We start from the raw sequence: 24181 nt of genomic DNA on the forward strand, positions 1-24181 counted from the left end.
TCGTTTGCTAATTGATTTGTAAAAATGGTTCCACAATGATATTTTTATAAAAAAATAAAATATGGCTAACCAACCCGAAATGTCCTCAAACAAGAATGTTTGGATTATTATTCTTGTTGCCTCATTGGGGTATTTTGTTGATATATATGACCTCATTATCTTTTCGATTGTTCGTGTAAAATCTTTTGAAGAAATCGGTGTTTCTCCCACGGATATGCGTTCTGAGGGGGAGTTTGTATTAAATATGCAGATGGGCGGATTACTGATTGGAGGCGTGATCTGGGGGATCATTGGTGATAAGTTTGGGCGATTGAAAGTCTTGTTTGGTTCGATTTTGCTGTATTCATTGGCGAACATATCGAATGGTTTTGTACAAGATGTGATGACGTACGGTATCATTCGTTTCATTGCCGGTATTGGTTTAGCGGGTGAATTGGGAGCCGGTATTACCTTAGTTAGCGAAAGCATGCATAAGTCAAAACGGGGGTATGGTACCATGCTGGTTGCTACAGTTGGTGTCTTAGGCGCCGTTTTAGGATATTTTATATCTGAACAATATGATTGGAGAACTGCTTACTTTGTTGGCGGCGGTATGGGATTGTTGTTACTGTTAATGCGGGTAGGAGCACTCGAGTCTGGCTTGTTTAAAACAGCAGAAGAGAAAACAGTAGTGAAGGGCAAGTTTAGTATGCTTTTTACTGATAAACGTCGTTTTAAAAGATATTTATACTGTTTGTGCATCGGATTACCGATTTGGTTTGTGGTAGGTGTACTGGTTACTCAGGCTCCAGAGATTGGTAAAGCGCTACATGCGCCAGTTGTTCTTAGTGCTGGAAAAGGAGTTTTGTTCACCTATCTGGGGATTTCTTTAGGGGATTTACTAGCAGGTTTATTAGCTCAGGTTTTGAAATCACGAAAGAAAGTCGTTTTACTGTGTCAAATAATTATCCTCGTAAGTTCTTCATGGTACTTATTAAGTGATGGTTTGTCTGAGACTAAATTTATATGGCTTTCCTTTTTTATGGGACTTGGTATAGGTTATTGGGCAACTTTTGTCACCATATCTGCAGAACAGTTCGGGACGAATTTGCGAGCTACAGTGGCCACTACTGCACCTAACTTTGTTCGTGGAGCACTGATCCCTTCAACAATGTTGTACGGTGTTCTTGTCAATCACTGGGGTATTATTACAGCCGCATTTATGATGATATTTTTATTATCAGGAATTGCTATATATGCATTAACACAGCTCGAAGAGAGCTTTGATAAAGATCTGAATTATCTGGAAGAAGAGTAGGCAAAAATTAGCGCTTTGGACATTTGCCGCAACGATTCCCTTTTTTATATTTCTTACAACATTTTTTGAAACAAGCACATGAAAAAGGAGAAAACGGACTTGATGCTTTTGTATCAGCACAAAAATCTATTTTCTCCTTTGAGAATGTATCTTGAAATTCTGTTCCTTGCAATTCTGAAGTATTCATAATGCAAAGATATATATTATTTATAAGCAGTCTAAATAAAAAACGTTAAATTACATCTTTTTTAGTAAGTTGTCAATTACCTTAGGGTATTGCTGATGTTCTAATTGTTGTCCTTTAAACTTAATTACCTCTAAAGTATCATGAGGCTCTACTTTAAATCGGCCTTGATAAATTACTTCTCCTTCATCAAAATGCTCATTTGCAAAATGAATTGTTATGCCATGCTCTGTTTCTTTATTTGCCAATACGGCTTTATGAACATGATCACCATACATACCTTTGCCACCATATTTAGGTAACAGCGCTGGATGGATATTAATAATCTTATTTGGAAAAGCTTGTAAAAGATTATTAGGAACTAACCAAAGGAATCCTGCAAGTACAATTAAGTCAATGTTTAAGTTTTTTAACATTTTAACAATTTCGTCCGATCTGAAAAATTCATTTCGGTCAAATACGTGGACAGGTATTTCAAAATTATCAGCTCTTTGGATAACATATGCATCAGCATTATTGCTCAATACGATAGCGATTTCGGCATCTTCAGAATATTTAAAATATTCCATTATTTTTTGGGCATTGGAACCAGAACCTGAAGCAAATATGGCAATACGTTTTTTCACAGTTTAATTGTGTTAAGTGACGTTCTAAAAAAAGTTAATCAACCAAACTTACGTTATTTTTTGTAAATAAACTAACAGCTTGGTGTTATGTGTACAATTTGACTCGTATATTTAACCTTTGGCAATACTGTTTTATTTTTAAGCTTATGAAAACATTTACATTAATACTAATTACTTTTTTACTTATACCAACAAAGCGGGTCAGTGCTCAGGCGCCTACACAGATCCAATATTTTTCTCTTCAAGAGGTATTTACCGGTAAATCTTTTAAAACGTCCGATTTACCAAAGGAGGGACTTATCATTTTTAATTACTACGATACGGGCTGTAGTCATTGTCAGAAAATGGGGGCGGGGATAGCGGATCAGCTACAGGCGTTTAAAAATATTAAATTCTACTTTGTTGCCATGAATGATGTCGAATATGTGGAAGGATTTATAAATATGTTTGCAAAGAAATTGAGACCTCATCCTAACGTATCTTTTATTTTAGATAAAAATGGACAGTTTATCAGCTTATTTAAACCTACACAAACACCTTCACTGTATATCTACGATGCAAAAACACACAAATTATTAAAACATTTAGATGGTGTTGATGATGTTAAGGTATTGCAAGTAGCTTTGCAACAGCTAATCAAATAGTTTTGCTTGTCTTCTAGTTGTAATTTTTAAATACAAGAGTCTTTTTTTGATACAACTAATTATAAATATTTGCTATTTTTGCGACATCAAATCAAGATATGAGCGACTCAATTAAACACGAGTGCGGTATTGCACTTATTCGACTGTTAAAGCCCCTTTCTTATTACCAGGAAAAATACGGTACGCCTTACTACGGCATAAACAAATTGTACTTATTGATGGAAAAGCAACACAACCGTGGCCAAGATGGTGCGGGTATTGCAACCATAAAATTCGACGTAAAGCCAGGAAATCGGTACATTTCTCGTTACAGAGCGATGGGATCCAGTGCTGTGGCTGATATCTTTGAATATGTACAAAAGAAGTTTGCATCTGTACACAAGGCATATCCGGAGGAATCTAAAGATACACAATGGTTAAAAGATAATGTTAGTTTTACCGGAGAGGTATTGTTAGGTCATTTGCGTTACGGTACTCATGGTAAAAATAGCATTGAAAGTTGTCATCCTTTCTTAAGACAGAACAACTGGATGTCTCGCAATTTGGTTGTTGCCGGTAATTTTAACATGACAAATGTTGACGAATTATTGCAACAGTTGTACGAGCTAGGTCAACACCCAAAAGAAAAGGCAGATACAGTTACTGTATTGGAAAAAATTGGACATTTCTTAGATGACGAAAACCAGGATTTATTTGACAAGTTTAAGAAAGAAGGTTATTCTAATATTGAAATCAGTTCTCTGATTGCAAAAAACTTGGATGTTCCTAAGATCTTAACGCGTTCAGCAAAAACTTGGGATGGTGGTTATACGATTGCAGGTATATTTGGTCATGGAGATGCATTTGTTATGCGCGACCCTGCCGGTATCCGTCCTGCTTTCTATTATAAAGACGATGAAGTGCTTGTTGTTGCTTCGGAAAGACCAGTTATTCAGACTGCATTTAATATTCCTATTGATAAAGTGCAGGAAATTAAACCTGGACATGCGTTGATTGCAAAAAAAGATGGGACAGTTACCGAAGAAATGTTTAGAGAGCCTGTTGAGCAAAAATCATGTTCTTTCGAGCGTATCTATTTTTCAAGAGGTTCAGATGCTGATATTTATAAAGAACGTAAAAAATTAGGTCGCCTTTTGTGTCCGCAAGTATTAAATGCAATTGATAATAATATTAAGAACACGGTATTTTCTTTTATTCCAAATACGGCTGAAGTATCTTACTACGGTCTGATGGATGGTATCAATACCTACGTTAGAGATTTTCAAAAGGATGCCTTATTAAATAGAGCTGATAAGATTGATGACGGTGAGTTAGAAGATATTTTAAGCATTCATCCTCGTTTTGAGAAATTGAATGTGAAAGATGCTAAGTTACGTACATTTATTACTCAAGATGCTGATCGTACTGATATGGTACAGCATGTATACGATACAACTTACGGAATTGTTAAAGATCATGAAGACACAATCGTTGCGATTGATGATTCCATTGTCAGAGGAACAACCTTAAAACAAAGTATCTTAACAATTTTAGATCGTCTGAATCCGAAGAAGATTGTAATTGTTTCATCAGCACCGCAAATTCGTTACCCAGATTGTTACGGTATCGATATGTCTAGAATGGGTGAGTTTGTTGCTTTTGAAGCAGCTATATCGTTATTAAGACAACGTGGTTTAGCACATATTATTGATGAAGTATATCAAAAATGTTTGGTTTCGATAACAGCAGATATTGACGAAATAGAAAATTATGTCAAAGCTATCTACGAACCCTTTACAGATGATGAAATTTCAAATGAAATTGCGAGAATCATTACGCCACATCATTTGAAAGCTGAAGTAACAGTGATTTTCCAGACTTTAGATAATTTACACATTGCTTGTCCTGATCATAAAGGTGATTGGTACTTCTCTGGTAATTATCCGACTCCTGGAGGAAATAAAGTTGTCAATAAAGCATTTATGAACTGGGTAGAAGGTAAGAACGTAAGAGCTTACTTCAGCAGTTAATAAGAGCAAAATACATATTATAGAAAAGGCCCGATATATAAATATCGGGCCTTTTCTATAATATGTATTTTAAGTCAATTTTAATCTAAAATAATCGATTGTATACCTATTCGTTAGAACTGCTACAAACGTTTTAAAACAAAGTAAAATCCTACTGCAGTACACGCGAGAACGGCAGAGGTAGCCCACCAAAGTGTTGTGAATCCAAAGGATCCAACTATATTTGTCCCTAAAAGCGGTGAAAAAATATTCGCAGCAGAGAAGGCTAATGAATTGAAACCCATATAAGCTCCCTGTGTTTTGGCTGTTGACCTGTTTATGGTTACAGTTGCCATAAAAGGCAGTGTTAACATTTCGCCGATGCCAAACACGAAAAAAGTAACATAGAGCATGAATACCCCTGCATGTATATTGAACATGGCATAAGATATAGAACAGAAAAGCGTTCCGATTACCAATGTTTTTGTGATGGTCAATTTGTTTTCTGCAATATGTACAATAAACATCTCTAAAAGAACGATAATTAAACCGCTCCAGCCCATTAAAAATCCGATCTCATGTTCATTTAAGTGATGCACTTCACGATAGAAAATAGGAAGTGTCGATATGAGTTGGAAAAAACATAATGAGAATATACAGCAAAGGATATTAAAGATGATAAATGGACTATCTTTATATGGATTTCGTTCTTTTTTATGCTGCGATGTCGTGGTAACAGGTGCTGTTTTTAAAGTTTTTAAATTGTTTTTTTCCTTCTTATAGAAAAATAGAAAAAAGACAACCGCTGCCACTGCTGCCGCCATTGCATTTCCGTAGAATATCCAGTTAAAGGATATCCCTGCTAAAAAGCCACCAACCGCAGGTCCAATTGAAAACCCCAAATTAACCGCTAATCGATTCAATGAAAAAGCACGTGTTATATTTTCAGGTTTTGCATAGCTTGCGACCGAAACCGAGTTGGCAGGTCTGAATGCGTCAAAGACAGCACTCAAAATAAAGATCATAATACCTAAAGACTCGACAGTCCTGAAGTAAGGAGTGATCAGAAATAGGGGAGCTGCTAATGTCAAACTGAGTAGCTGGACTTTAAAACTCCCAAATCGATCTGTCAGCCAACCTCCTACATATGAACCGCAAACAGATCCAAAGCCGAAACACATCAGAACAAGACCAACCTGTTTAATGTTGAAATTAAGAGCCTGGGTCATGTAAATTCCTAAAAATGGGATTACCATGCTTCCCATTCTGTTGATAAGCATTACAATTGCGAGCAACCATGCGGAGCGCGATAACCCTTTGAAGGATCCGATATAGATGGATAAAAGTTTTTTCAAGTGAATATGTAAAAAAAGCCAAAGGAATAAATCATATCCCTTTGGCTAGATAAAAATGTTATTTTTAAACTAATTGGGATGCTTCGATAGAATTGTTAATTTCATAAGTTGAGGCTAACATATTCTTTTTACCTGTCGAAGGTTCAAAAATAATATCAACTCTTCCTAAATTTATTCCTGCAAAACCCACTTGGTTAACGGCTGTCTTTGTTCCCTTTAAGTTTGTTACAAAAGTAGGTTCTTTCAAAAAGGTATGCGTATGTCCACCAATGATTAAATCGATATCACTAGTCTTGGAAGCTAATACGAGGTCGGATACCTTCTCACTTTCGTATTGATAACCTAAATGAGATAGACAAATGACAAGGTCACATTTATGCTTTTCCTTTAATTCTTTGACCACGCGGTTTGCAATAAGAATTGGATCCAGGTATTTCATGCCTTTGAAATTATTCGGATCAACCAGCCCTTCAATATCTACCCCTAAACCAAAAACACCAATCTTCACTCCACCTTTTTTGAAGATGGTATAATCTTGTGTTTTTCCTTCCAGCACTGTTCCTGTGAAGTCATAGTTTGCCGTTAAAAAAGGAAATTTGGCGTGATCCAGATATTTGATAAGCCCATTTAACCCATTGTCAAATTCGTGATTACCAAATGTACCCGCATCATATCCCAATTTGGTCATTAAGTCAAGCTCTAATTTCCCTCCAAACAGATTAAAATAGGGAGTACCTTGGAACATATCGCCTGCGTCCAACAAAAGAACATGATCTTCCTCAGCCCTTACTTTTTTGATAAGTGTACTTCTGCGTGCAACTCCTGCCAATCCTTGATATCTACCGCCATCCATAGGAAAGGGTTCAATTCTGCTGTGAACATCATTGGTATGTAGAATGGTTAATTTTATTTTTTTTGAACCTGCAAATGATGAGAATGGTAACGTACCAAGGGTTACTGCTGCAGAAAGGCCTGCGGCAGTCTTTATAAAGCCTCTTCTATTTAATGATTTTAACTCTTCCATCTAATTGCATATTAATTTTTTGACCATTTTTTGTAAAGCTGGAAATAAAGTCCATCAAGCTTTCCCTTACTTTTTGAGGATAATCAGTTCTTTTAAGCGCATGTGTAAATAAATCTAAATTGTCTCCTCCATTCGCTAGGTAATCATAGGTGACTACTTTATAGGTTTTATTTTTGTCTATATCTTTTCCCTGTACCTGAATATTTATTGGCTTTTTATCTTGGATAGATAAGGTAATTCCTGAAACAGGTTGCCCCCCTGTTGCCGCTATAAAGTTGGCGAGTTGTTCAATTTGTTCACCGCTCAGCTCCATCACTGTAAGCTGATTTTCAAATGGCATAACCTCAAAAACACTCTCTACAGTAATATCTCCCGCTTTTATTTCATTGCGAATACCGCCCTTTGTTGCAAAAGCGATATCAGCCTTGTTGTTGATTTTTTCACTGGCAACCAATAGCGCTTGTGTAAAGAAATTTCCCATTAAAGTTTCAGGAGTCTTTTCTTTAGTCAATGCAACTTCCGAGAAGCCGATTACCCGGTTCATCTCTGCCTGCATTTGCTTTTTATAGGGACTATAAATAGCTACGATCGCGGTATCCTCAACGGTGCTTTTATTGATCTCGTATTGCTTAAAGTCCTTTTGGACAGGACTTAATTTTTTGCTGCAAGATGTGCTAAGTAAAATAGCTAAAAACCCGAAGGTTACATATTGAAGTTGATGTATAGTAAGTTTCATCATGTAATAAGTGTTTTCGGTACAAATGTAGATAATAAAAGCCTAACATTTTTGTTAAGCTTTTATTATCAATATGCAAAAGAAGGCGCTTTTTCTAATTGGCAACCTCTGTTTTTTTAATGTCTTTTCTGACCACAGCATCTCTTTGATTTCTCAATCGTATTGATTTCCGACGATCTGCAATGGTTGTTTTTGTGATTTTTGCAACCATTTTATTATTCTTATATAATTTCCAGTTCATCAGCAATACGGAAACCAATATAATAACTAGGCCTATTACTTGTATGTATGTCACGGCATGGCTACTGAAAAAGTAACTTAATACCAATGCTACAATAGGATTAACATAGGCATATGTACTTACTTCCGTAGCAGGTCTTACTGATAGCAACCAGATGTAAGAACTGAATGCTAAAATAGATCCAAAAACAATTAAGTACGATATATTAAACCAGTCGATAGGCGTTACCTGTTGAAAACTAAAATGAGCAAATTCACCATTTAAGCTGGCAACAATTGTAAATAATACACCTGCTGTAATCATCTGCCATGCAGTCTTTACGGAGACATGTAAATCTTCCGTCTCTTCTTGCTGGCTTTTCTTCTGGTATTTGGAATATAATGAACCTGCAGTCCAGGCGATAGATCCAAGCACCATAATCACTAAAGCAATAACGGTTATTTCTTTATTTGCAGAAGATTTGCTTGCGATGATTTGCTCTACAAAGAGTAAAACAACACCAGCAAAACCTAAAATCAAACCAGCGATGGTAGATTTACTGCTGAAATTTTCTTTCCATTTTGGTTTATCAAGAATAACAAACCAAATCGCCGCTGCTGCCGCAATAATCGCCGCAACACCACCTGAAACATATTGCTCTGCCCAGATAAGACCACCCATATCAATAAATAAGAGTAAAAATCCGACAACAATAGAATCGCGGATTGCTCTCTTGTTGAATATTTTATAACCCTTCAATACACAGTACCCCATCAGCAAAATACTTGCAGTAATAAACCTAAAAGATCCTAAAATGAATGGCGGGAAACTGTGTAGCGCTTTTTCAATAAAGAAAAAAGTCGACCCCCATACAATGTATACGACAGCATACGCGAGTACGATCATTAAAGGGCTTGCTTGTTGTACTTTATTATTTAACATCTCTCTATTCCTTTCCTAAATTATTCCGGTATAACTAATTGTTGTTCTTCTTTCACTGTTTGCAAAACAATTGTGGTTCTTGTTGAAATTATTCCTTCAATTTTTCCCAAAGTGTTACGCATCAAATCGACTAACGCAGTAGAATCAGCCGTCCGAACTTTGATTAGGTAACCATCATCTCCAGCAATATCATGCACTTCCTGCACTTCGGGTATCTCTGCTAGAAGAATACCGACTTTCTGTTCTCCAATTATATCGTTCGCTTTGATAAATATAAACGATAGTAATTTCTGATCAATTGCCGCTGGATTTATCTTGGCGTTGTATTGTAGGATTACATTTTTTTGCTCTAATTTTTTAACACGTTCTAAAATCGCAGAAGGAGCCATACTAAGCTCTCTTGCTATATCAGCATTATTGATTCGAGCATTATCCTGCATTAAACGCAAGATTTTGAAATCTACATGATCTAAATTATATTCTACTTTTGTCATATCGAATGCAAAGGTAGTGATATTTCGAATAATATTCAAATTATTTAGTTAAATTCAGAATATAATTCTATTTGCGAGGATATTTTTTTTAGAACAAATAGTCTTTTCACTAGCCTGAGCACTAGTTTTTTTTATTTAATAATCTGATTATTAGGGTATTTGTGTTCTTTTGAATTATCTTTGGTATTTTAGGTGTCTCATCGAATATTATTCGCTAAAGGTTTCCATCGAGTATTTTTCACGTAATATTTTAATGATATAACTGGTGCTAAGGGTGACAATCAATCCTATGAGACAACCAATAGTGACACAGGCGAAACGATCGAGTGCGGCAACATATGACTTTAATTGATGTTCATGAACCACGACAATGATCATGGCTACCATTGCTGTACGGGCCACACTTAGGATATTGAATAACCTGCATATAGCGACGGATGTGATGACACCCAAAAGCATAGACCACATCTGAGGAAGATTGGTAAAATAAAACAGTATACCCGTCGCCGAACCAATAAAATTAGACTTAGTTCTATCAAAAGCAATTTTTGTTGCTTCATTATCATCCGGAGAAATCACTAAAACAATAGAAATTAAAGCCCATATTGCTGAATATTCAGGAAAGCTGATATATAAAAAGTAACCAATAGAAAAACCGATCAAAATACGAATCAGATAGATGATGAAGTCGGAGTGAAGGCTATATCGCATGAGGGTTTTACGCATCTTAAAATATTTTACTGCAAAAGTACATCTTATTTGCAGCATCAAAAAATCATATACATGCGTTTTTATGCATGTTTAATATTGTTTTTTCATTTTCTTGCATTATCAATTCTTTTCATTATTTAAAATAGTTAGATTTGTTGATACAAATTATACCATACTGTGAAGGAAAATATTTCTTTAGATCAATTATCGCAATCTTTAACGGGGGACTTGTATTATGATGATTCTGCTTATCACCATACCATCCGTCTTGCCTATTCCACTGATGCATCCGTGTACCAAGAACTACCTTTAGCTGTAGCGATTCCCAGAAATAGTGGAGATATCAAAATTTTAATACAGTTTGCATCTGCAAACGGCATTACGATTATTCCGAGGACAGCAGGTACATCCTTAGCTGGTCAGGTTGTTGGAAATGGTATCGTTATGGATATCTCGAAGTCTTTTAATAAGATACTTGAATTAAATGTCGAAGAACAATGGGTGCGTGTTCAACCTGGTGTTATTCGTGATGATCTCAATCATTACCTCAAACCATTTGGCTTCATGTTTGGTCCAGAAACCTCAACAGCAAGTCGTGCGATGATTGGTGGAATGATCGGTAATAATTCCTCCGGATTACATTCCATTGTATGGGGCGATACCCGTCAAAATTTATTAACAGCGAATGTCATATTAGATGATCAGTCTGAGGTCGTATTTGAAGCGTTGGACGAAGCATCTTATTTCAAGAAATTAATACAAAAAGATAGGGAAGGTGCAATTTACCGCGAATTGAATGCGATGTTGACAGTGGAAGAAAATATGCAGGCAATAGCATCGGGATACCCCAAGCGGTCGATAACAAGACGAAATACAGGATATGCACTGGATATGGTATCGGATAAAACTGCTCCTTTCAATATGTGCCGTCTATTAGCTGGTTCTGAAGGAACCCTAGCGATCGTTACAGAGGCCAAGTTGCAATTATTACCATTACCGCCTAAAGAATTAGGTCTCCTATGTATCCACTTTGACGATATGATTGCGTGTATGGAAGGTAATGTGATTGCTTTGTCACATAATCCCGAAGCCTCGGAACTTGTCGATAAGTATATCATGGATTTTACTGTCGGGCACCCCACTTATCAATATAATCGTTTTTTTATAGAAGGTGATCCCAAAGCTTTGCTTATAGTGGAGTTCAGAGGAAATACGCCAGATGAAGTGGAAGCAAAGGCGATGGCATTGAAGGCCGCGTTGATTGAAAAGCATTTGGGTTATGCTTATCCATATATAACAGGTGAGCAGACCAATTTGGTTTGGGATGTACGGAAGGCGGGTTTAGGGTTAATCCGTAATTTACCCGGAGATAGTCAGCCGGTTAATTTGATTGAGGATTGTGCGGTTTCTCCGGAAGATTTACCTGCATATGTAGCAGATATTCAAAATTTATTGATTGCAGAGGGAGTTCACGCATCTTATTACGCGCATGCTGGAGCAGGAGAACTCCATATTGAGCCTTTTGTTAATTTAAAAACAGAATCGGGGGTAAAAACTTTTCGCTCGATCTTAGAAAAGACAACAGATTTAGTTTTAAAATACAATGGATCTTTAAGTGGTGAGCATGGTGATGGTCGTCTGAGAGGTGAGTTTATTGAGAAAGTTTTAGGAGGAAAAGTCTTTAAACTCATTGAGCAGGTTAAAGAAATATTTGATCCTAAAGGCGTATTTAATGCCAATAAGATTGTAAATACACCACCAATGGACACCCATCTCCGTTATGATAATAATAAAAATACAACACAGATAAAGACCTATTTCGATTTTTCGAAAGAGGAAAGTATCCTACGTCTGGCCGAGAAGTGTTCCGGATCAGGTGACTGCCGAAAAACAGAAATTACCGGTGGAACGATGTGTCCCTCTTTTATGGCTACACGCGATGAAAAGGATACGACACGCGCCCGTGCCAATATGTTGCGTCAATTTTTGACAAATTCAACAAAAGAGAACCGGTTTGACCATGAAGAATTAAAAGAAGTGATGGACTTATGTTTATCATGTAAAGGTTGCAAAACTGAATGCCCTTCTAGTGTTGATGTAGCTAAGATGAAAGCCGAGTTTTTACAACATTATTACGATGAGCATGGTGTGCCCTTCCGGTCGCGAGTGATTGCAAATTTCACAGAATCTCAAAAATTAGGATCACTGGTAGCGCCCTTATACAACTTTGTTGTCAAAAATGACTTTTTAGCTGGCCTTGTAAAAAGAACCATTGGTTTTGCCCCTAAGAGATCACTGCCGTTGGTAGCTGGTACTACATTGTCACAATGGGTGAGAAAACAGAAAAACAAGACAGATGCAAAGCGGCGCGTATACTTATTCGCAGATGAATTTACAGAATATAACGATGCCGAAATAGGTATTACAGCATATAAATTACTAACTGCTTTAGGCTATGAAGTGATTATTCCAAAACATATTGAGAGTGGCCGAACTTATCTTTCAAAAGGTCTGGTTAAAGAAGCGAAGAAGATCGCTAATAAAAATATTACTTTTTTGAAAGATCTAATAACAGAGGAGACCCCCTTATTAGGAATAGAACCATCGGGTATCATTACCTTTAGAGATGAATATCTTTCTTTGGTAGATTCGGATCTCTATGAAGATGCAAGTAGAGTAGCTAAAAATGCATTGATGTTTGATGAGTTTTTACTGAAAGAGATTGAAGCTGGCCGTATTCAAAAAGAGCAGTTCAGTACGCGTGAGAAAACAATTAAGTTGCATGGACATTGCTATCAAAAAGCATTTCATTTAGTAGAAACAACAGAGAAAGTCTTGTCATTTCCTCAAAACTACCAAGTAGAGGTGATTCCATCAGGTTGTTGTGGTATGGCGGGATCATTTGGTTATGAAAAAGAACACTACGACATCTCGATGAAAGTAGCAGAATTGGTTTTGTTGCCTACTGTCCGAAATACGGATTCTTCTACATGGATTGCTGCGGCAGGTACATCTTGCCGGCACCAGATTAAAGATGGAGCGGCAAGACATTCTTACCACCCTGTAGAAATCTTATATGATGCTTTAATTAAGTAAAACAATCAATCTATTTTATTTGTTTATCAGTAAAAATCGTTAGTTTTAGTAAACGATTTTACTGATAAACATAATTACTGAAAAAGATGAGAAAAATAAATCAAATTGCTGTTCTATCTGCGTTAGCTTTTGCGACAGCATGTGGCAACACTACCCAAAACCAACAAGGTGGCGATAAATCAAAAAAAAGTAACATTCCTATTGAGGAATTGACCATTGATGGACCTGTCAAAAATAATAAACATCTTTTCTTACGTATTGTTGATGATGTGAAAACGGATTCTAGTTACATCTATACGGCTAAAAGTACCTTCAAAGGAGATACTGTTGGATTGAAAGTAGAAGTCGTAAATCTTATCCCTGCCGGAATTATTGATGATGTCGCTAATGAAGATGTTGGTTTTACAAAAGGTAAAATTAAAATTTCTTCTTTAGGTGCAGAGAGTGATGCTTTTATAAAAGCATTGGGTAAAATATATGAAGTACCAGCTTCTGGTCCTTTCGCAAGTGCAACATTGGTACCGACAGTTTTCTCTTCAAATAAAGTAAATGCTGATCTTGATAAAACAGCAACTTATAGCTTTAAATTATTTTTAGAGCAAAAGTCAGGAGAACCGGCTGAAATGTTTTTCAACATTGATACGTATAAAAAATCTTTAGAATTTAAAGAGAAAGATCCTAAATTCCGCGCTCCGTTTATTTCCGCACTGGAAGGTAAATAAGCTTTAAAATCATATTATAAAAAAAAGGCTTTCTATTATTAGAAAGCCTTTTTATGTTAGAAATCAAATTTTATTCTAGCCCTTATGCCCGATTTAGGAGCACCTGGGTGATCAAGATAATTTAATCTCCGGACATAATCTACGCGAAGTATTTTGAAAATATTGGACAATCCAACACTAGCCTCCATGTATGGATCCGATCCAAAGGTGTACGAAGATTGTATATTGTCAGCATTTTTCTGAAAGTCAAATACTTTGTCAGAATGATCTGGGTTATTCTCATCTCGAAGCCCACCGTACACAGCTTTAAAACTAAATACTTCACGAAGTTTTAGCTTTTTAATACCTGGAATTTTGTTTAACAAGAAACCATTCATGTAGTATTGTATATTAGCGGATGCATGGTGGTCACTGACAAATTCCAAGAAGTTCATCAAGTTGTAAGAATTAAGCTGATATGCATAAGTTTGATTCGCACGGTGTATCGTTAAGAAAGGAAATGGAATTCCTTTACCAGCAATATAAGTACCTGCGACATCAATATCTGCATAGCCGAACTGGCTCAGGTAAAATCTTTTGAATGCTCCTACGTTAAAGTTGTGATAACTATATTCGCCTTTGAATACATCTTTAAGTCCAGCCGTGTAGTTAAAGTTAAAAATAGGGTATTCATTAAATATGGGAGTACGATAAAGCTTTCCTTGATAAAACTGTTCATTCGGAGCGTAGCGAATATTTACTGATAATTCTGTTGAATTGATTTCGTTGAACACTTTAGTTTGACCATTATCATCTATGATCTGATACCTTAAAGATCCTGCTGGCGATTGTTTTGTTGCATTAAATCCCAATCCAATACTTAAGCGATTTTCAAATTCTTTTCTATAATCAACGCGATAAACATCATTATAGATGTAATTTTCATTATCACCTCTTTTGAAGGATAACAAAAAGTTATCTTCTTGTATAAATTCTAAAGCTTGACCAGGAATCTTGGTGTCACGCTGGAACGATGCCCGGATGTAGTGTTGTGGAAATGAATAAACAGACTTATTGTTGAAAGCATAAGTTCCGCTTAAAAAGTATTTCCATTTTTCATCTTTAAATCCATATGCTGCATACGATTCAGCATAAAATCTTTTACTGAATGATTCTGTAGTTCTACCACCAACACGAAGTCTAAATCCTTCGACAGGGTTAAAGCTATAAAAAGTATTTACCGGACCAATTTCAACAGGACCAGCCTGTTTATATCCCGATAATACCAAAGCTGCAATATCCATAAAGGTTTTAAAAGAAGGAATCTGTTGCAGGGTGTCGATATTATGATAAATATTCAGCTCATTTTTCGTTAAAGGAATTTGACGTTGCGTATCAAAAAGTTTTCGAGTACCCTTTCCATCTGCTATATTGTAAGCAATTACCGTTTCAGGACCACTGTAAATACTATCCGGTTGAACAACGCCAGTTTTATAATTTTTATAGTTGACAGTTCTGTTACCACGAATACCTGTTCCTTTATCTGTTAAAGAAAAATCAATACCAAGTGTACTTTGACTTAAATAGAATCTTTTACTCTCATCCTGATCAAATTTGAGTTCAATATTCATGTCCCTTACAAAGTTCAAATTGATATCATCAGCGACAGTCATATTAGCACCTTGTACAGCATAGTTACCATCAAGTGTAATATATAACTGGCCTTTGAAAAGCATGTCCGCTTTATTGCGTGGAAAAAAACTAAGTTCAACTAACCACGGTTGCTGTGTTTTTATCGTATCTGTGATAAAAAACTTGTAAAATGTGGGAGCCGAGTTGGCGATTGGACTTAAAAATTGATTCGTTACCAGCGTGATATTGTTATCGTAAATATCTACTGTCTCATAAAGTTTATTGAAATATGCACTTAAACCATCATTATCAATAAATTTGGGATCAAATTGCGCACGTTGCTCTCCTATGATATATTGTTTTGTTTTTTTAGGGTCCTTACGAAAATATACTTTTGAAAGTTTCTCTTCCATAAAAGCAGGCAATAGATATTTATTTGCAGTTTTAGCCGAATCATCTACTTCAAAAAGAAATTGGTAATTTTTGAATATCTTCTTGTTTACAAATTTCTCTGATAAATTGCTCAGTCCTAAAGAGATCTTTTCGTATTGGTCATATTGCGCGAATTGTTGCCCTGTTAATCTATTTTTACTTTTATTTTCGATTACTTTACGGATCAATGCGACAGCAGGATTATCTTTGTTTGTATACTTTCTCTTTTTTGCTCTGACTACAACCTCATCAAGGGTATTGTCCTGAGATTCCATTAATACCTCGATCTGTTGCGTTTCGTCATTTGTAACAAATACATCTTTATAATCATACCCAATACTTGATACACGGATTTTCACATAATTCTTTGGAAATTTTAAGGTGAACCGTCCAGATTCTTCAGTCGAAGTCGCATTGCCGGGGGCAGCAGGTGCTCCAACAACAGCAACTGTCGCATAGCCGATCGGTTGTTTTGTCTTGCTGTCCTTAACGATACCCTGTACTGTTTTTAATTGGCCTAATGCTGCAGTAATACTTACTAACATGACTGATGCCAGTAAAAATAGTGTTTTTGCAATTGTACTGCTACTACGTTGGTATTCCATAATTTTACATTAATTATATCACAAATTACCGATACGTGTTATAACACCATCTTAATTTCTGACTTTTTAACTTAAAAGTTCTAATAAGTTGTATGCAAAAGAAATAAAAAATTAAGAATTAATAAAACATTTACAATTTTTTAACTTCACTATTTTTATTAATCGACTATTAACTTGTTGAATAGCAGTGCATTTGTTTTAATGTCAGAATAAACTGACTATAATTTTACTTCTTTATGATGAAATTCGACCTAAATACAACCAATCTCGTTGACTATTGTAACAAAAAGGTCAACGAAGTTGTTTTGATTTTTTAAAAATTGGGTTCCGACGCAAAATGAATGCGCTCTTTTGTGGTAGGGTGGTTAAACTCAATATAAGCAGCATGCAAGTGTAATCGATCAGATTTTTGACCATAAAGATCGTCTCCAACAATAGGACAGTTCATTCCTTTAGGATGAGCAGAATGAAGGCGAAGTTGATGTGTTCTTCCTGTCAATGGAAAGTATCGCACTTTGGTTTTACCGTTTATAATTTCGATTTTTTCCCATTTAGTAACTGCTTTCTTTCCATGTTCATAACAGACTAACTGTCGAGGTCTATCGTCAAGATCAACCCGTAGAGGTAGTGATATAATTCCAGAATCGGTATCGATAATGCCATCAAGTAAAGCAATATATTGCTTGACGATGGTATGGTTGATAAATTGACTCTGAATAAATTTGTGAGCTTCTTTAGTTTTGGCTATCACAAGAATTCCGGATGTAGACATATCTAACCGATGAACAATTAAAGGCCCTGCATCGGGATATTTTTTAAGCATGCGTGTATAGACCGAATCTTTAACATGTATGCCAGGGACGGATAGGAATTCTTCAGGCTTATTTATAATGATCAGGCTTTCATCTTCGTAAATAATGGGGAGTTCAATGCCTTCATCAGGGCTTTCGAGCATCGGATTTTTATCAACCTGTAATCCCTCAAGCATAAAGCCGAGAATAGGTTCACATTTATTGCGACATGCAGGGTAGTAGCTTTGATGTCTTCGTACTTCAGCCGAAGGCGATTGTCCCCACCAAAATTCGGCAAGCGCAATTGGCTTGTAATCATTTAAATAAGCAAATTGCAATAGTTTTGGTGCGGCACATTCACCAGATCCAGCAGGTGGTTGCAAATTGTATGCGTTAAAAATGTCAATGACATTTTTAGTTTCCCCTTTCGCATTTTTAAAATTGTATTGTGCAAATAATTGATTTTGCAACTGTGCAGAACGTTTTTTACGCTCTTCTTTTAAATCGGCTATTATATTGAGGTGATCATTTAGCGGTTTTTCAGCGATGGAAATATCATGGTGATATTGTTTTTGGAAAACACTCAGTTCAAACTTATCTCTTAAACTCTGTTTGATCAGATCTTCTTCAAGCAGTTGATATGATGCAGCTGATAGGGTTAATTTTGATTTGTCTCGCAGTTGTTTACGTTCTTTCTTTTGAATTTTCAGATTTTCTTTAAAGTTGGCCAATTGCTGATCCAGCCTCACTTTAGTGTCATCGAGTTTTTCTTTCAGTTGCGTACCTGTTTCACTCTGCTCTAATGCTGTAATTTGCTTATTAAGGTTATTGAGGTGTTCCTCTTCTAACAGAAAAAAAGAATTTTCCGTTAACATATCAAAAACCGGAGGTACAAAATAGCGATGATCATTTTTGCCAGCCAGTTTACCGGAGAAACCAGCTAGAAATCCAATATGACCATCTTGATCTTGGACAATTAATACACCGAACATTTTACCAATGGCCTGTCCATCCATTTTTTCGTTTAAACCAAAATTATGAACCCATTCCGTTTGAGTAAGAATATATTCTTGAACAGATGCGCAGGCTTGTTTTGCCAGTTCATGTGGTTCATAACAGAAGGGGAAAGTAAAATGTGTAGGTAAAAGTATTTCCTTGATTTCCTCATTAAATTCGTGAAAGTATAGATCACCGTTCAAACAATTCCCCTTCATCATTGTTATTTTCATTATGCGTACAAAAGTACAAAAATGATGTTATTTTTATGACAATATTATTTCTTAATTAATGGGCTTTACGGCCTCATTTTATTAATATTGTATATCAAGTAACAGTGATTTTAATAATTTAAATAAATTGTAAAATAATTCATTATGAAAGCAAAAATTGGTATTAAAGAAGCAGACTTGGCAAAGGTAGCCGCTATTTTGAATAATGTGTTAGCGGATGAAAGTATTGTGTATCAAAAAACAAGAAATGCACATTGGAATGTTGAAGGTCCAGATTTTCATGCCGCGCATTTATTTTTGGAATCGCAGTATAATGAATTGGCAGAAATTATTGATGAAGTCGCAGAACGCATCCGTCAAATCGGACATTATGCAGTAGGTTCATACGCCAAATATCTAGAATTGACCCATCTTACAGAGACGAAGTACGAACATACAGATAGTAAAGGGTTTTTCAAGGAATTACTGTCAGATCATGAATCTGTTATTATGAATATTAGAGGAAATTTGGATGCGGTCGAAAAAGCTGGAGATCAGGCGACTGAAGATTTTCTTGTTGGTTTACTAGCGCAGCATGAAAAGATGGCTTGGATGTTACGTGCTCATGTAGCATAACTTTTATAACAATCTTTTCAAAAAAAAGCAGTACCCTCGGTACTGCTTTTTTTTTGAAAGTACTAAAAACTGCATGATAATTGTAAAGGGCATTACATCACTGCAAATTTATTTTTCCATTAGTATGCGCTATTATTTTGTTTTAATTGTCTTTTCGCTTCTGTTTTTCTCATGTGCTGAATCCCTTATGGTACAATCGACTGGAGTTTTACAAAATGCATCGCGGACACATCACTTAAAAAATGGTGAACGTGAGCTGATTTACATTCCCATGCGGCATTTAGGTAAACGTAATTATTACGATTATATTCAGCGAATGGTCGACTCATTACAAAATCAAGGGTTTGTTGTATTTTATGAAAGTATTGCCTACCAAGTGGATAGTGCCCAACAAAGAGATGTATATGATCGAAAGTTTCGAAAATTAGTAGGACACGTAATAGGTAGTACCAAAGTGTATGAAAAAACTTCCGATACAACAAAAGTATTAATGGCTCCACTTTATAAAAATCTCGGAAGTAGAATCATCCAACAGCCCCAATATTCGTTTTTTAAAGTTGATTATAATACAGCAGTTATTGCAGATATTCCCAAAAATGAACTTTTGGACGAATTTGAATACAGCTATGGTGATATTATTCTTGATTCATGTGACTTGAAAACTCCTTTAAATGAGCCTTATACTTGTAAACCTATAAAAGCAGAGTTTAGAAATATTTTCGACCGGGAATTTATAATGAAAAAAAGAGAACAAAATTTAGCAGCTTTGGTGGCGGATGCTTCACAAAAGAAAATTCTAATTATGTTTGGGGCCGCGCATTACAAAGGCTTTCTCAAATATTTGAAAGAGCGTAACCCGGATTGGATAAATGTAAAATAAGAAAATATGGAGAAATTGTTTATTGTTATTTTGGTACCCGCTGTTATATATCTCGTGTATTACCTTTTAAATAAAACGGAGAAAAATAGCAAAGCCATCAGGCGTGTTCTGAGTAAAGAGGGAAAAGATATTCTTTTGAAAGAAGTACAGTACTATCGAAATTTGAACGAAGCGGATAAAATTGAATTTGAAAAGCGCTGCTTACATTTTTTAGATCATGTATCTGTAGAAGGAATTGGTGTTGAAGTTTCTTTAAAAGATTATATGTTAGTAGCGGCAAGTGCTATAATACCTGTTTTCGCTTTTAAAAATTGGAAATATGCAAATTTAACAACTGTACTGCTTTATCCCAATACTTTTAATCAAGATTACCAGTTCGAAGGCAGTCAGGGGCGCAATATTTTAGGAATGGTAGGCGAGGGGTCCATGAACGGTCAGATGATTTTATCAAAAGAGGCTCTTGAAGCTGGTTTCTCAAATACAAAGGACGGCCAAAACACAGCCATTCATGAGTTTGTCCACCTGTTGGATAAAACGGATGGTGAAGTCGATGGATTACCGCAATTTTTGATAGATCATACGTATAGTCTAGCCTGGTTAGAAATGATTCGTAAAGAAATTTTAAAAATTCAGGAAGGTAAATCTGATATCAATCCGTATGGCATTACAAATCGGGCGGAGTTTTTTGCCGTTGCTTCCGAATACTTTTTTGAAAACCCTGAACGGCTTAAAAATCATCATCCAGAGCTTTACAAAGCATTAAGTATGGCATTTCAGCAAGACCTGAGTCCTGCTTAATCATGTTATCTGGTTGTTATGGGTTACTATTCAATAAATGTATGGTTATCTCTTAAGTAAAGAATAGACTTGAAACAAAAAAGCTCTTCCATATGATGAAGAGCTTTTTTATTGTCTTATTAAGCGATCTTTATTAAAACCTATATCGCTTCTAAAAGTTGTTTTTCATGTAGTTCAAAATATTGTCCTTTTAAGTTCATAAGTTCATCATGAGAACCTTCTTCCGCAATTCTTCCCTGATCCAACACAATGATTTTATCGGCATTTTTGATTGTCGATACACGATGCGCTATAAACACACATGTCTTTCCTTTCATAATACGGCTTAGGGAAGTCAATATCTGTTCTTCCGTTTTGGTATCTACGGCAGACAGACAGTCATCAAAAATCAAGATCTTAGGTTCTTTAATTAAAGCCCGCGCGATGGAGACACGTTGCTTTTGTCCTCCAGAAAGCGTGATTCCACGTTCCCCAACCGAAGTTTCAAAACCTTGATCAAATCCCATTATATTTTCATAGACTGCGGCATCTTTCGCTGCCTGCTCGACTTGCTCCTGTGTAAAGTGGTCTAGACCAAATGCGATATTGTTACTGATCGTATCTGAAAATAGAAAAACCTCCTGAGGCACAAAGCCTGTTTGTTGCCTTAGATCCTGAAAATCTAGCTTTGTGATAGCAGTGTCGTCATATTTGATGGCCCCCTTGTCGATATCAAACATACGAAGCAGTAAATTCGCTAAAGTCGATTTACCCGATCCCGTTTTACCAATGATCGCCAGTGTTTTCCCTGCAGGAATATGAAACGATAAATCCTTGATCGCTTGAATCCCCGTTTCAGGATAGGTGAATGAAATGTTTTCAACCTTTAGATCTCCTGTAAGTACTTTTTTAATTTCGCCGTTAATAATAGGAGACTCGGTATTTAAAAATTCGTTGATCCGTTTTTGCGATGCTGAGGCGCGCTGTACCAGTGAAGTTACCCAAGCTAAAGACATAGCAGGGAAAGTCAATTGGTTGACATAAATGATAAACTCAGCAATATTTCCCGCAGTGATGGTACCTTTTGCAACTTCCAAACCACCCACATAAATGGTTATTATGGTGCTTAAACCAATTAATAATAGAATTAGCGGAAAGAAGACTGCCTGTACTTTGACAAGTGATAAAGCCGTATTCCGATAGATGGTACTCTCTTCTTCAAAAGAATCCATTTTATATTTTTCTCTGTTGTATGTTTTAATGACTCTGATACCTGCAAAGTTTTCTTGAACAAAAGACGCTAAACGTGCCAGTTGCTTTTGAATTTTCTCACTTCTTTTATTGATGATCTTATTTACAAATAAAATAACAGCAGAAAGAATAGGGATAGGGATAAGTGCATATGTCGCTAGACGGGCATTAACATCATACATAGCATAAATCACCATGATCGATAAGACAACGGTATTGATGGCATACATAATAGCAGGGCCGAGGTAATTTCTGACCTGGTTGACATCTTCCGTAGCCCTACTCATAAGATCTCCCGTGTTATTTCTTCTAAAAAAAGCAAAATCTAGTTTTTGATAATGTCTGTAGATTTCATTTTTTAAATCATACTCAATATGGCGAGATGTCAGAATGATTGTCTGGCGCATCATAAACAAGAAAATACCACGAAGCAGAGACAGTAATAAAACTACCCCACCGAAAAATAGCAAACTAGATCCAAAAACTTTATAGATCAATTCTTGTCTTTCAAATCCGTGGTAGAGTTTATATAAATAGATATTCTCTTGTACCAGATCAAAAGCTTCTCGAATTACTTTTGCAGGAAGGATACCGAAATAATTGGAAATTATAACAAAAATTACCCCAGGAACAAGCTTCCAGCGATATTTGTAAAAATATTTATTTAAATAAGCTAACTCTTTCATATGATAATACAAATGTAAAACTTATTCGGCATTTAATTTTCTATTTTACGAACTTATACTGTCACAAACAGTTCATAAGTTTTGTATTTATTTTGAAAGAAAAATTTAGTGTGAAATATATTTTCTACTTTTGTTCCCAAATTACCATAAATAAAACTTGAAGCAGAATTTTATGTCAGCATCTCAAACTCCAATTTTCGAATTATTGGGACAATTTGGTCACCAGAATTTGTTTTTTTGTAATGATGAAGTAGTTGGTTTGAAAGCAATAGTTGCGATTCATGACACTACATTAGGTCCAGCAATAGGCGGTGTCCGCATGTTGCCATATTCCAGTACAGAAGAAGCTATCGAAGATGCTCTTCGCCTTTCTAGAGCAATAACTTACAAATCAGCAATCACGGGCCTTAATCTAGGTGGTGGTAGTGCCGTGATCATCGGTAATCATCGTATAGATAAATCTGAGGTTTTGCTGAGACGCTTAGGACAATTTATTGAGGGCCTAAATGGTAATTTCATCGCTTCGATCGATGTAGGTATCGGTCAACGCGATTTGGAACATATTTTTACAGAAACTTCACATGTGGCAGGCTTGCCTAAAGCGATCAATGGCGGGGGTGATACTTCAGTCTTTGCGGCACAAGGCGTACTCTATGGTATTAAAGCTTCCTTAAAAGAACTATACGGTTCAGACAGTTTAGCGGGACGTAAAGTTATCGTGCATGGTATAGGAAGTGTTGGTGAGCGTTTGATCGAAATGTTACGTGATGAAAATTCGCGCGTATATGTAAGTGATATTACGGAAGACCGGATGTTGAAAACAGCAGCAAAATACAAAGTTGAAACCATTGCTTTCGATAAAGTTTTTGATTTTGACTGTGATGTTTATGCACCTTGTGCATTAGGGGGGACTGTTAATCCAGAAACTGCCGCAAAAATGCAATGTAAAATTATTGCTGGTGCAGCAAATAACCAATTGAAGGATGAATTGGTTACGAGCAACATTCTGCATGAAAGAGGTATTTTATATGCACCGGACTATTTAATTAATGCAGGAGCATTGGTTAGTTGTTATTCCGAAATACAGGGCTATGGCGCTGATCATACCGAGTTTGTCATTAAAAATATATACAACGCAACACGCGAAGTATTACAAAAATCAAAACAAGAAAATATTTCTTCGTTCCAAGCTGCTAATCAAATCGCAGAAAAACGTATCTTTGACATTCGAAAACTCAAAAGATAGAGAAAACAAACAAACAAAA

20 protein-coding genes are annotated in these 24181 nt (G+C 35.9%); 9 read left to right on the forward strand and 11 right to left on the reverse strand.

From position 1 onward, the window contains the following. Positions 1–61: 61 nt before the first annotated feature. A complete protein-coding gene (locus M2265_RS24460) occupies positions 62–1297 on the forward strand; it encodes an MFS transporter (RefSeq protein WP_243655492.1) in 1236 nt (411 codons plus the stop codon). A gap of 7 nt (positions 1298–1304) precedes the next feature. Here the strand turns inward: M2265_RS24460 and M2265_RS24465 are convergent, their stop codons facing one another. Beyond that, complete coding sequence (locus tag M2265_RS24465; protein WP_132772682.1) at positions 1305–1484, reverse strand: hypothetical protein; 180 nt, start codon at positions 1482–1484, stop codon at positions 1305–1307. Positions 1485–1534: 50 nt separating this feature from the next. Then, positions 1535–2107, reverse strand: a complete 573-nt coding sequence (gene purN, locus M2265_RS24470) for a phosphoribosylglycinamide formyltransferase (protein ID WP_132772684.1) — start codon at positions 2105–2107, stop codon at positions 1535–1537. Between the two features lie 146 nt (positions 2108–2253). Between purN and M2265_RS24475 the strand changes: the two genes are divergently transcribed. Next, on the forward strand, positions 2254–2751 hold the full coding sequence (locus M2265_RS24475; protein ID WP_132772686.1) for a peroxiredoxin family protein: 498 nt from the start codon (positions 2254–2256) through the stop codon (positions 2749–2751). A 98-nt stretch (positions 2752–2849) separates the two neighbouring features. Continuing rightward, the gene (locus M2265_RS24480; protein WP_021189720.1) at positions 2850–4760 is read left to right on the forward strand and encodes a class II glutamine amidotransferase; all 1911 of its coding nucleotides are present in this window, start codon (positions 2850–2852) and stop codon (positions 4758–4760) included. Between the two features lie 122 nt (positions 4761–4882). On the opposite strand, the gene M2265_RS24485 is transcribed toward M2265_RS24480, so the two are convergent. The 6 genes from M2265_RS24485 to M2265_RS24510 form a co-directional block, all read right to left on the reverse strand. After that, positions 4883–6094 (reverse strand): MFS transporter, encoded by a 1212-nt coding sequence (locus M2265_RS24485; RefSeq protein WP_132772688.1) that lies wholly within the window; start codon positions 6092–6094, stop codon positions 4883–4885. A gap of 64 nt (positions 6095–6158) precedes the next feature. Beyond that, positions 6159–7118, reverse strand: coding sequence for a metallophosphoesterase (locus tag M2265_RS24490; protein WP_132772690.1), 960 nt, complete (start codon positions 7116–7118; stop codon positions 6159–6161). Then, positions 7093–7857 (reverse strand): 5'-nucleotidase C-terminal domain-containing protein, encoded by a 765-nt coding sequence (locus M2265_RS24495; RefSeq protein ID WP_243655493.1) that lies wholly within the window; start codon positions 7855–7857, stop codon positions 7093–7095. The genes M2265_RS24490 and M2265_RS24495 overlap by 26 nt, the downstream gene beginning before the upstream one ends. A gap of 91 nt (positions 7858–7948) precedes the next feature. Then, on the reverse strand, positions 7949–9016 hold the full coding sequence (locus tag M2265_RS24500) for an EamA family transporter (RefSeq protein ID WP_132772692.1): 1068 nt from the start codon (positions 9014–9016) through the stop codon (positions 7949–7951). A gap of 20 nt (positions 9017–9036) precedes the next feature. Then, positions 9037–9510 carry an Lrp/AsnC family transcriptional regulator gene (locus M2265_RS24505; RefSeq protein WP_021189230.1) on the reverse strand — a complete coding sequence of 158 codons (474 nt, stop codon included), beginning with the start codon at positions 9508–9510 and terminating at the stop codon, positions 9037–9039. A gap of 207 nt (positions 9511–9717) precedes the next feature. Then, complete coding sequence (locus M2265_RS24510) at positions 9718–10236, reverse strand: FUSC family protein (protein ID WP_132772694.1); 519 nt, start codon at positions 10234–10236, stop codon at positions 9718–9720. 162 nt (positions 10237–10398) lie between these two features. Here M2265_RS24510 and M2265_RS24515 point away from each other — a divergent pair, with 162 nt between their 5' ends. Together M2265_RS24515 and M2265_RS24520 are read left to right on the forward strand one after the other, a co-directional pair. Next, positions 10399–13317, forward strand: coding sequence for an FAD-binding and (Fe-S)-binding domain-containing protein (locus tag M2265_RS24515; protein WP_132772696.1), 2919 nt, complete (start codon positions 10399–10401; stop codon positions 13315–13317). Between the two features lie 86 nt (positions 13318–13403). Further along, positions 13404–14039: a hypothetical protein gene (locus M2265_RS24520; protein WP_132772698.1), complete on the forward strand. Its 636-nt coding sequence runs from the start codon at positions 13404–13406 to the stop codon at positions 14037–14039. Between the two features lie 56 nt (positions 14040–14095). Here M2265_RS24520 and M2265_RS24525 read toward each other — a convergent pair whose 3' ends face one another. Together M2265_RS24525 and M2265_RS24530 are read right to left on the reverse strand one after the other, a co-directional pair. Then, the gene (locus tag M2265_RS24525) at positions 14096–16687 is read right to left on the reverse strand and encodes a DUF5686 and carboxypeptidase-like regulatory domain-containing protein (RefSeq protein ID WP_132772700.1); all 2592 of its coding nucleotides are present in this window, start codon (positions 16685–16687) and stop codon (positions 14096–14098) included. Between the two features lie 313 nt (positions 16688–17000). Next, positions 17001–18695 (reverse strand): RluA family pseudouridine synthase, encoded by a 1695-nt coding sequence (locus tag M2265_RS24530; protein ID WP_243655494.1) that lies wholly within the window; start codon positions 18693–18695, stop codon positions 17001–17003. Between the two features lie 156 nt (positions 18696–18851). Between M2265_RS24530 and M2265_RS24535 the strand changes: the two genes are divergently transcribed. From M2265_RS24535 to M2265_RS24545, 3 genes are all read left to right on the forward strand, one after another. After that, positions 18852–19322, forward strand: a complete 471-nt coding sequence (locus M2265_RS24535) for a Dps family protein (RefSeq protein ID WP_132772702.1) — start codon at positions 18852–18854, stop codon at positions 19320–19322. 73 nt (positions 19323–19395) lie between these two features. Beyond that, entirely contained in the window at positions 19396–20202 is an 807-nt protein-coding gene (locus M2265_RS24540) for a hypothetical protein (protein ID WP_132772704.1), read from the forward strand. A gap of 6 nt (positions 20203–20208) precedes the next feature. Beyond that, positions 20209–21000, forward strand: coding sequence for a zinc-dependent peptidase (locus M2265_RS24545; protein WP_021189223.1), 792 nt, complete (start codon positions 20209–20211; stop codon positions 20998–21000). Positions 21001–21140: 140 nt separating this feature from the next. Here the strand turns inward: M2265_RS24545 and M2265_RS24550 are convergent, their stop codons facing one another. Further along, a complete protein-coding gene (locus M2265_RS24550; protein WP_132772705.1) occupies positions 21141–22916 on the reverse strand; it encodes an ABC transporter ATP-binding protein in 1776 nt (591 codons plus the stop codon). A gap of 172 nt (positions 22917–23088) precedes the next feature. Between M2265_RS24550 and M2265_RS24555 the strand changes: the two genes are divergently transcribed. Beyond that, the gene (locus M2265_RS24555) at positions 23089–24162 is read left to right on the forward strand and encodes a Glu/Leu/Phe/Val family dehydrogenase (protein WP_031287814.1); all 1074 of its coding nucleotides are present in this window, start codon (positions 23089–23091) and stop codon (positions 24160–24162) included. Positions 24163–24181: the final 19 nt, after the last annotated feature.

It is taken from the genome of Sphingobacterium kitahiroshimense (assembly GCF_025961315.1).
Classification (GTDB): Bacteria; Bacteroidota; Bacteroidia; order Sphingobacteriales; family Sphingobacteriaceae; genus Sphingobacterium; species Sphingobacterium anhuiense.

Bases quoted from the DNA above. Each gene is read 5' to 3' on its own strand.
- M2265_RS24510 (WP_132772694.1), bottom strand. From the start codon at position 10,236: ATGCGTAAAACCCTCATGCGATATAGCCTTCACTCCGACTTCATCATC.
- M2265_RS24555 (WP_031287814.1), top strand. From the start codon at position 23,089: ATGTCAGCATCTCAAACTCCAATTTTCGAATTATTGGGACAATTTGGT.
- M2265_RS24460 (WP_243655492.1), top strand. From the start codon at position 62: ATGGCTAACCAACCCGAAATGTCCTCAAACAAGAATGTTTGGATTATT.
- M2265_RS24505 (WP_021189230.1), bottom strand. From the start codon at position 9,510: ATGACAAAAGTAGAATATAATTTAGATCATGTAGATTTCAAAATCTTG.
- M2265_RS24500 (WP_132772692.1), bottom strand. From the start codon at position 9,016: ATGTTAAATAATAAAGTACAACAAGCAAGCCCTTTAATGATCGTACTC.
- M2265_RS24540 (WP_132772704.1), top strand. From the start codon at position 19,396: ATGATAATTGTAAAGGGCATTACATCACTGCAAATTTATTTTTCCATT.
- M2265_RS24520 (WP_132772698.1), top strand. From the start codon at position 13,404: ATGAGAAAAATAAATCAAATTGCTGTTCTATCTGCGTTAGCTTTTGCG.
- M2265_RS24480 (WP_021189720.1), top strand. From the start codon at position 2,850: ATGAGCGACTCAATTAAACACGAGTGCGGTATTGCACTTATTCGACTG.
- M2265_RS24525 (WP_132772700.1), bottom strand. From the start codon at position 16,687: ATGGAATACCAACGTAGTAGCAGTACAATTGCAAAAACACTATTTTTA.
- M2265_RS24550 (WP_132772705.1), bottom strand. From the start codon at position 22,916: ATGAAAGAGTTAGCTTATTTAAATAAATATTTTTACAAATATCGCTGG.
- M2265_RS24465 (WP_132772682.1), bottom strand. From the start codon at position 1,484: ATGAATACTTCAGAATTGCAAGGAACAGAATTTCAAGATACATTCTCA.
- M2265_RS24490 (WP_132772690.1), bottom strand. From the start codon at position 7,118: ATGGAAGAGTTAAAATCATTAAATAGAAGAGGCTTTATAAAGACTGCC.
- M2265_RS24495 (WP_243655493.1), bottom strand. From the start codon at position 7,857: ATGATGAAACTTACTATACATCAACTTCAATATGTAACCTTCGGGTTT.
- M2265_RS24545 (WP_021189223.1), top strand. From the start codon at position 20,209: ATGGAGAAATTGTTTATTGTTATTTTGGTACCCGCTGTTATATATCTC.
- M2265_RS24475 (WP_132772686.1), top strand. From the start codon at position 2,254: ATGAAAACATTTACATTAATACTAATTACTTTTTTACTTATACCAACA.
- M2265_RS24535 (WP_132772702.1), top strand. From the start codon at position 18,852: ATGAAAGCAAAAATTGGTATTAAAGAAGCAGACTTGGCAAAGGTAGCC.
- M2265_RS24530 (WP_243655494.1), bottom strand. From the start codon at position 18,695: ATGATGAAGGGGAATTGTTTGAACGGTGATCTATACTTTCACGAATTT.